The sequence below is a fragment of the Psychrobacillus sp. NPDC096623 genome (genome assembly GCF_044762655.1).
GTDB lineage: Bacteria > Bacillota > Bacilli > Bacillales_A > Planococcaceae > Psychrobacillus.
The window spans coordinates 211,433-217,619 of sequence record NZ_JBIWER010000007.1; the positions used below are offsets into that span (position 1 = coordinate 211,433).

The 6,187-nt window shown below is 36.9% G+C and carries 3 protein-coding genes; all 3 read left to right on the forward strand.

Annotated features, from left to right (window positions below):
- Positions 1 to 18: 18 nt before the first annotated feature.
- The 3 genes from gyrB (at position 19) to ACIQX2_RS17425 (ending at position 5,716) form a co-directional block, all read left to right on the forward strand.
- Complete coding sequence (gyrB, locus tag ACIQX2_RS17415; RefSeq protein WP_402853303.1) at positions 19 to 1,941, forward strand: DNA topoisomerase (ATP-hydrolyzing) subunit B; 1,923 nt, start codon at positions 19 to 21, stop codon at positions 1,939 to 1,941.
- A 26-nt stretch (positions 1,942 to 1,967) separates the two neighbouring features.
- The gene (gene gyrA / locus ACIQX2_RS17420) at positions 1,968 to 4,484 is read left to right on the forward strand and encodes a DNA gyrase subunit A (RefSeq protein ID WP_402853280.1); all 2,517 of its coding nucleotides are present in this window, start codon (positions 1,968 to 1,970) and stop codon (positions 4,482 to 4,484) included.
- 125 nt (positions 4,485 to 4,609) lie between these two features.
- A complete protein-coding gene (locus ACIQX2_RS17425) occupies positions 4,610 to 5,716 on the forward strand; it encodes an HD-GYP domain-containing protein (RefSeq protein ID WP_402853282.1) in 1,107 nt (368 codons plus the stop codon).
- The last annotated feature ends 471 nt before the right edge of the window (positions 5,717 to 6,187 follow it).

Consider the following 6,187-nt stretch of genomic DNA (forward strand, 5'->3'; position numbering starts at 1 on the left):
TGGGTGAGCAAGTTGGCAATGGATGAAAAAGATCTGAATCAATCTTATGACGCCGATCAGATACAAGTATTAGAAGGACTAGAAGCTGTTCGAAAACGTCCAGGGATGTATATTGGTACAACAAGTTCAAAAGGGCTTCATCATCTCGTTTGGGAAATTGTCGATAATAGTATTGATGAAGCATTAGCAGGACACTGTGACCATATTATTGTTACTATCGAAAAAGATGATTGGATCCGAGTAGAAGATAATGGTCGTGGTATACCAGTTGATAATCAAGAAAAAATGGGCAAGCCAGCAGTAGAGGTAATTATGACTGTTCTACATGCAGGTGGTAAATTTGGAGGCGGCGGATATAAAGTATCCGGAGGACTACATGGTGTTGGTGCCTCAGTTGTAAACGCCCTATCCGAATATACAGAAGTATATGTAAAACGTGATGAAAAAATTCATGTGATTAAATTTGAGCGTGGAGCAGTTTCGGCACCTCTAGAAGTTATTGGAGAAACAGATGTTACTGGAACAACTACTAGATTTAAGGCAGATGCTGAGATTTTCACGGAAACTACTGTGTACGAGTACGAGATTCTTGAACATCGTGTACGTGAACTTGCGTATTTAAATCGCGGGTTATCTATAACACTTGCAGATGAAAGAGAAGGAAAAGAAAAAACGGTTAAATACTACTACGAGGGTGGTATTAAATCGTACGTTGAAGATTTAAATGAATCCAAAGAGCCTATAACAGAAGAAGCTATATTTATTGAAGGTGAAAAGGATGGAATTTCTGTAGAGATTGCTATGCAATATAATTCAGGATACTCCTCCAATATTTTATCTTTTGCTAATAATATTAGTACGTACGAAGGTGGAACACATGAATCTGGCTTCAAAACTGCATTAACTCGTGTCATAAATGACTATGCAAGAAAGAATGGTTTATTAAAAGAAGCAGATACCAATTTATCTGGGGACGATGTAAGGGAAGGTTTAACTGCAATTGTTTCCATAAAACATCCAGATCCTCAATTTGAGGGACAAACAAAAACAAAATTAGGTAACTCCGAAGTTAGCCCTATTACAAATAGTCTTTTTTCCGAAGGGTTTGACCGATTTTTATTAGAAAATCCTCAAATTTCAAGAAAAATAGTGGAGAAAGGCTTGATGGCTGCTAGAGCTCGCGTTGCTGCTAAAAAAGCACGTGAATTTACACGTCGCAAATCGGCATTAGAAGTATCTAGCCTACCTGGTAAATTAGCAGACTGCTCTTCTCGTGTTCCTGCAGAAAGTGAATTATATATCGTAGAGGGTGACTCGGCTGGTGGTTCTGCTAAATCTGGTCGTGACCGTCATTTTCAAGCAATACTTCCTTTGCGTGGTAAAATTCTGAATGTCGAAAAAGCTCGTTTAGATCGAATTTTAGGAAATGCAGAGATTCGCGCGATGATTACGGCACTTGGAACTGGTATTGGAGAAGAGTTCACTTTAGAAAAAGCTCGTTATCATAAGATTATTATTATGACAGATGCCGACGTCGATGGTGCACATATTCGGACATTGTTACTTACATTCTTTTTCCGTTTTATGAGACCATTAATTGAAGCTGGTTTTGTATATGCAGCTCAGCCACCTTTGTATCAAGTGAAACAAGGGAAGCATGTAGAGTATTGCTATAATGACGAACAATTAAAAGAAATTCTAGACCGTTTACCTAAAACTTCAAAACCAAATATTCAACGTTATAAAGGTTTAGGAGAAATGGACGCAGATCAGCTATGGGAAACAACTATGGACCCGGAACAACGCACATTACTACAGGTAAATTTAGATAATGCAATGGAAGCGGATAAGGTCTTTGAACAACTAATGGGTGAGGAAGTAGAACCAAGACGTCTCTTCATCGAAGAAAATGCTGTATACGTGAAAAACTTAGATATATAAGAAGTGTGTGACTGGAGGTCTTTAGGATGTCAGAAATACCGAATAAAGGCGTGAAAGGGATCAATATTAGTACAGAAATGAGAACCTCATTTCTAGACTATGCGATGAGTGTTATTGTATCCCGTGCCTTGCCAGACGTTCGTGATGGGCTAAAGCCTGTACATCGTCGAATTTTATATGGTATGCAAGAGTTGGGGAATACGCCTGATAAACCTCATAAAAAATCGGCTCGTATTGTAGGAGACGTAATGGGGAAATACCATCCACATGGTGACTCATCTATTTATGAGGCAATGGTACGTATGGCACAGCATTGGAGCTACCGCTATATGTTAGTAGATGGACATGGTAACTTTGGTTCAGTAGATGGTGATGGAGCAGCTGCAATGCGTTACACCGAATCCAGAATGTCTAAAATTGCCATGGAGTTATTGCGTGATATTAATAAAAACACAATAGATTACAAAGATAACTATGATGGACAAGAAAAAGAGCCTGTTGTATTACCAAGTAGATTTCCTAACTTACTTGTAAATGGAGCTTCTGGAATTGCAGTTGGTATGGCTACGAATATTCCATCTCATAATTTAGGAGAAGTAATTGACGGAGTATTGGCTTTAGCTGAAAATCCGGCAATTACACTTGAAGAACTGATGTCTATTATACCCGGACCTGATTTTCCAACGGGAGGGATAATTTTAGGACGCAGTGGTATTCGTCGTGCTTATGAAACAGGTAGAGGATCCATATTAATTCGTGCAAAAGTAGAAATTGAAGTTAAATCAAGTGGTAAAGAAGTTATTATTGTTAAAGAATTACCCTTCCAAGTAAATAAAGCTCGCTTAATAGAAAAAATTGCGGAGTTAGTACGCGATAAAAAAATAGATGGCATTACCCATTTGGCAGATGAATCTGACCGTAATGGAATGCGAATTGTTATTGAAGTACGGAAGGATGCAAATTCTCACGTATTATTAAATAACTTATATAAACAAACTGCATTACAATCAAGCTTCGGAGTGAATATGCTTGCATTAGTAGACAATCAGCCAAAAGTCTTGAACATAAAAGAAATGCTATATCATTACTTAGAACACCAAAAAGTGGTAATACGTCGTCGTACTCAGTTTGAACTGAACAAAGCGGAAGATCGCGCACATATTTTAGAAGGGCTTCGAATTGCTTTAGATCATATTGATGAAATTATCAAGTTAATCCGTTCTTCACAAACAGGTGAAGAAGCAAAAAATGGATTGATGGAGACATTCAATTTATCCGAAAGACAAGCTCAAGCAATTTTAGATATGCGATTACAACGTTTAACTGGTTTAGAACGAGATAAAATTGAAGAAGAATATCAAAACTTAATGAAATTAATTGAAGAACTAAAATTCATTTTGGCAAATGAGTATCGCGTAGTTGAAATCATAAGAGAAGAAATTACCGAGATTAAAGATCGCTATGCAGACAAACGTCGAACGGAAATTGTTGCTGGCGGAGCAGAAGTATTAGAGGATGAAGACTTAATCCCGGTAGAAAATTCTGTTCTTACTTTAACAAATAAAGGCTACATTAAACGTTTACCTGCTAATACGTATAAGAGTCAAAAAAGAGGCGGTCGTGGTGTTCAAGGGATGGGTACAAACGAAGATGACTTTGTTGAGCATCTTTTGTACACATCAACACATGATACAATTCTCTTCTTTACAAACAAAGGTAAAGTTTATCGAGCTCGAGGATTTGAGATCCCAGAGTATGGTCGTACAGCTAAGGGATTACCAATCATAAATCTTTTAGGTATAGAAAAAGATGAGCACATCACAGCGATGATTCCGATGGCATCGTTTGAAGATGATAAATACTTTATATTCACAACGAAGCATGGGGTAACTAAGCGCTCACCTGTAACTGGATTTGCACATATCCGTGCGAATGGATTAATTGCTATTTCCTTACGTGAAGATGATGAACTGATTGCTGTTCGTTTAACTGATGGTAGCAAGCAGATTATTATTGGTACACGTCAAGGTAAATTGGTTCGATTCGAAGAAACAGATATACGCTCTATGGGTAGAACTGCTGGAGGAGTAAGAGGTATTCGTCTGAAGGATGATGACTATGTAGTCGGCATGGAAATTATCGAGCCAGATCAAGAGATATTAGTTGTTACTGAAAATGGATACGGAAAACGTACTCCAGAATCGGAATATCGTTTACAAACTCGCGGTGGTATGGGAGTGAAAACTTGTCATATTACAGATAAAAACGGTCCTTTAGCAGCTGTTAAGGCTGTTGGTGGTACAGAAGACTTGATGCTCATTACGATTAACGGCATGCTGATCCGTATGGATGTAAATGATATTTCTATAACAGGTCGTAGTACACAGGGTGTTCGTTTAATGAGATTAGCAGAGGATGAGATAATCTCCACTGTAGCAAAAGTCGAAAAAGAAGAAGATGAGAATGTAGAAGCCGAAGACAATCTAGAAGAGAGTTCTACAACTGACATCAATTCATCAACAACAGAAGAACAAACCGATTAAAAAACAATAAACACCTTTCCATTTTTGGGAGGGTGTTTTTACTTATGTAGTTAGTTTTTTTACATATACTTTCCAAGTGAATGTTTAGTATAATTAAAGAAATGTTTGGAAAAGGGGAATACTAAATGAGCCAAACCCTCATCAACTTAGAGGAATTAAAATTGGGCGCTATAATCGCGGAGGATATATTAGTTAATACTAATTCACCTATCATTCATAAAGAGTCAAAGGTAACTAGAGAGCTTATTCAGGTTTTGCGTGCTTTTAATATAACAAAAGTACCTGTGGCCCTAGAAAATGTTTTTAATAGAACAGAAGAAGAGATTAAAAAGTTAACCGAAGATAAAGAAGTATTAATTCAAAAAGAAGAAAAACCGATAGTTACAACTAGTTTTGCACAATTATATAAAGAGGCCGTAGATAGTTTCTATAAAGAGTTTGTTAGCTGGGAAGCTGGCATGAAAGTAGATGTGGCGAAGTTACGGAATATTATCATGCCTCTAGTCGAAAAAGCAATGATAGAAAAACAGGTATTTTCTCTGTTAAATATGTATTCTATGATGGATAAATATATTGCACATCATTCAATAGCTGTTGGAATTATTTCAGGTGCTATAGCTAAAAAGTTAAATTTTTCATCTGGTCAAATAACACAAATGGCTACTGCTGGATTGATGGCTGATATAGGTATGGCAAAAGTAGATCCGAAAATACGAGAAAAAAAATCTACTCTAACAGAATCAGACTTTTCAGAGGTAAAAAAACATACCATTTACAGCTTTCAAATGATTAAAGATAGTCCTTTACTAAAACCTGAAATGAAATTAGCAATTTTCCAACATCATGAACGTCTAGATGGAAGTGGTTATCCAAAAAGCGATAAAATGAATGATGTTTCTGTTTATGCTCAAATTATTGCGGTGGCAGATGTCTACCATGCGATGACATCAGAACGTAATTATCGCGCAAGAAGCTCTTCTTTTAAAGTATTAGAAATGATTCGAGAAGAAGGGTTTGGAAAGTTTAATATAGAAGTAGTAAACAAATTAATAGAGTTAGTAGGGTCCCTTCCTATTTCGACGCGTGTCCTTCTTTCATCAGGAGAAAAAGGAGAAGTAGTTTTCTTACATAGAGATTCTCCAATGCGTCCAATGATTCGATTATCAGACAGTGGGAAAATAATAGATTTAGCTGCGAACAGATCGATTCACATAGAGAGTATTATTAGTTAATTAAGTTAAGAGGTTGGGACATAACCCAAAAACAAAAATTGATTTCCGTTCCAGGGACGCTTTCCGGGGGCACGGACAGATCCTGTAGTCTCAGGCGTTGTACTGTTCCCCCACGAGTCACCCTTCCACTACAATCAATTTATAATGTAGCAGAATCTGAATGTAGATTTTGGCCGGATTCTTTAAATTTTTACTACTGTTTCAGCTTCTTAATATATTTTCAATTAAAGTGTTGACATATCCCTGAGAACTTGATAATATATAGAAGTCGCCAAAACGACATAACAACAACATGAACATTGAAAACTGAACATGCAAAACGTTAAGACATACAGCTTGAAAGATTAACTTAGTTAGTCTGAAAGCAAACAAATTTGACATCATTTAATGATGATGCCAGCAAAACAAAATGAGCTTTTTAAGTTCTCTATTATGGAGAGTTTGATCCTGGCTCAGGACGAACGCTGGCGG